Source organism: Reinekea sp., assembly GCF_982785585.1.
Window position 1 is genome coordinate 96704 of sequence record NZ_CEYAVF010000007.1, and the last position, 3102, is coordinate 99805.

Here is a 3102-nt window from a genome sequence, read left to right on the forward strand (position 1 = left end):
TTCGGACGCCGGTAACTCACTGCTGGTTTCAACACTGATGTGCTTGAGAAACTCAATCGCCGTCGCGATGCGCGGTATCCGCTCAGTCGTCGGGTGGTACACCAGATAGAACTCTCGTTCCACCTCCACCTCCGGCAGTAAGCGAATCAGCTCGTCATTGGCATTGAGCAAAAACCGATGCAACATCCCGATACCGGTACCGGCACGGACGGCCTCGACCTGGCCAATCGGCGAGTAGATGGATATTTGCGATTGCCATGCCGACCAGGCCGATTTAGGGGTGTTAAGCCTATCCGAGAAGAGTAGATCTTCGACATAGCCAACCAAGCGATGGTCGGCGAGTGCCTCAATGGAGTCAGGATAGCCGCGCCTGGCCAGGTAGTCGGGCGAGGCAAACAGGCCCAAGTTATAGGTTGCTAAGGGTGTGTAGCGCAATTTTGCTTCCGTCGGTTTGCCCACCATGATGGCTATATCGGCTTCTCGACGAGAAAGCGAAAAACCCCGCAATTGCGGCACAATCTCAACCCGTAACTCAGGGTTAGCATCCAATAAGCCATTCAGCTGGGGTGCTAACACCTTCAGCGCAAAGCCCTCCGGTGCGGCAATGCGCACTGTGCCACTGACCGAGGTCGGGTCGGAGCCGAAGATCTCACCCGCGGCCTCGATTTCGGCTTCGGCTCGCTCTAAATACACCAACAGGCGCTGTCCCTCGTCGGTGAGCGTCAGTCCCTTACTGTGACGGGTAAAGAGGGCAGTACCGGTGCGGGACTGCAGATGGGATAGATGACGGGACAAGGTAATGGACGCAATACCTAGGGTATCGGCCGCACGCCCCATGGTGCCGGAGCGGGCAACGGCTAAGAAATAGCGCGCGTCTTCCCAATTGAAACGATTCCGACTCATTGGCTGCCTCAGATCCTATGTGATACATCAAAAATGATGCATCATACAGGAATTATTTTACATTGTTATATCACTTTTGATGGCATTTAATAAGACCCAACCAAACAACGGAGAAGAACCATGTCGGTCATAGGTAACTTTATCGGCGGCGAACGCGTCGCATCCACGTCGGGCCGCACTGGACCGGTTTACAATCCAGCCACCGGTGCGCAAATAGCCACCGTCGCCCTGTCCAGCGCAGACGAGACCCGTGCAGCTATTGCCAATGCAGAAGCCGCTTTCAAAATCTGGAGCAAGGTAACGCCACTCAACCGCGCACGCGTCATGTTCAAATACAAAGAACTGATCGAAAAGCATGCCGATGAGATTGCCACCCTGATTTCACAAGAGCACGGCAAGGTCTTCTCCGACGCCAAGGGTGAACTGACCCGCGGCCTGGAAGTGGTTGAATTCGCCTGTGGCATCCCGCACTTACAAAAGGGTGAGCACAGTCTGAATGTTGGCCGTGGTGTTGACAGCTACAGCCAGATGATGCCGATGGGTGTCTGTGCGGGCATCAGCCCCTTTAACTTCCCGGCCATGGTGCCGATGTGGATGTTTCCGGTCGCGATCGCCTGTGGCAACACCTTTATTATGAAACCGTCTGAAAAAGATCCGTCAACGCCACTGCGTTTGGCTGAATTGCTCAAAGAGGCCGGTCTACCCGATGGTGTCTTCAATATTGTCAACGGCGACAAAGAAGCCGTAGACGTCCTGTTAACAGATGAGCGGATTCAGGCGGTCAGTTTTGTCGGCTCGACACCTATTGCTGAATACATCTATTCAACAGCCAGTGCCCACGGCAAGCGTGTTCAGGCATTGGGTGGTGCAAAGAACCATATGATCGTTATGCCCGATGCGGAACCATCGCAGGTGGTCAACTCGCTGATGGGTGCGGCATATGGATCGGCTGGCGAACGCTGCATGGCGATCTCGGTAGCCGTCTGTGTTGGTGATGAAGTGGCCGACCACCTGATCAAAGACCTCAGCGAGAATATCGCCACCATGACAGTTGGTGCGGGCATCAGCGACGGTCCAGAGGCACATATGGGCCCGCTCATTACCCGTGAACATGCCGATAAGGTGCTCGGTTTCATTGACTCGGGCGTCGCTGAAGGTGCAACCCTGGTTGTCGATGGTCGCAACTTTGTCGTTTCTGGCCATGAAAATGGCTATTTTGTCGGACCGACCCTGTTCGACAACGTCAAGGCCGGTATGCGTATTTATCAGGAGGAGGTCTTTGGACCGGTTCTCTGTGTGGTTCGAGTGAATAGCTATGAAGAAGCCTTAAACCTGATCAACGCTCACGAATATGGCAATGGTACGGCAATCTTCACACGCGACGGCGACACCGCACGTAACTTCGTTGAGAACGTCCAGGTAGGCATGGTCGGGGTTAACGTCCCAATCCCCGTGCCAATGGCGTTCCACAGCTTTGGTGGCTGGAAGCGCTCACTGTTCGGCCCGTTGCATATGCATGGCCCAGATGGTGTGCGTTTCTATACCCGCATGAAGACCATTACCGCGCGTTGGCCGACCGGCCTGAGCGCGGGTCCGGAATTCACCATGCCCACGATGAAGTAAAATTTAGTCCGATGAAAAAGGCAATGCGCAAGCGCATTGCCTTTTTTTTGCCTATCGAACGGCTAAACCCCTAGCAATTAATTCCTCCCGAAGGCGCTCAATGCGCGCTCTGTTGACACCAAAGTCAAATAAGCCAAACAGGGATTGAGACCGCACCGCCAAACGGTTCGAATCATCAGTGACCAAGAGCTCGACAAAATCCGGAAAGCGAAACAAGGCACTGTGCCAGGTCACCCTAAGGTAACCAAAGCGCGCTTGCGTTAAAGAAGCGCCGGGCTGAGCCAAAACAGTCTGTTGAATGGCTTGCCAACTTTCGCGGCGCAACGGTGCGACCAGTTTTACCGGGGCGACTTGATAGAGCGGGATAATAGACTCGCTTGATACACAGTTTAAAAAAGGTGGGCATCGATCCAATTGAAAATCGATCCCAGTCTGGGGAATGGACCGTGTTGACACACAGCCAACCAACATAACGCTAAGGGCGAGTAACAGGTAACGCATCTTGATAAGGACCTCTGTAATGAGTTGGGCAGGCTAATGCTGAGCATACCTCAGAGCCATGATTATTTACGAGCA

3 protein-coding genes are annotated in these 3102 nt (G+C 53.8%); 1 reads left to right on the plus strand and 2 read right to left on the minus strand.

The window, feature by feature from the left end:
• The coding region (locus AC4FIC_RS05070; RefSeq protein ID WP_487778683.1) for a LysR family transcriptional regulator at positions 1-903 on the minus strand (903 nt) is incomplete at its 3' end.
• Between the two features lie 120 nt (positions 904-1023).
• Between AC4FIC_RS05070 and AC4FIC_RS05075 the strand changes: the two genes are divergently transcribed.
• Positions 1024-2526 (plus strand): CoA-acylating methylmalonate-semialdehyde dehydrogenase, encoded by a 1503-nt coding sequence (locus tag AC4FIC_RS05075; protein ID WP_100258580.1) that lies wholly within the window; start codon positions 1024-1026, stop codon positions 2524-2526.
• Positions 2527-2577: 51 nt separating this feature from the next.
• On the opposite strand, the gene AC4FIC_RS05080 is transcribed toward AC4FIC_RS05075, so the two are convergent.
• Positions 2578-3027, minus strand: a complete 450-nt coding sequence (locus AC4FIC_RS05080) for a DUF1499 domain-containing protein (protein WP_476194822.1) — start codon at positions 3025-3027, stop codon at positions 2578-2580.
• Between the last annotated feature and the right edge of the window lie 75 nt (positions 3028-3102).

What these genes read in the sequence shown, in the direction of transcription:
- AC4FIC_RS05075 (WP_100258580.1), top strand. Translation starts at nt 1,024, where the DNA reads ATGTCGGTCATAGGTAACTTTATCGGCGGCGAACGCGTCGCATCCACG.
- AC4FIC_RS05080 (WP_476194822.1), bottom strand. Translation starts at nt 3,027, where the DNA reads ATGCGTTACCTGTTACTCGCCCTTAGCGTTATGTTGGTTGGCTGTGTG.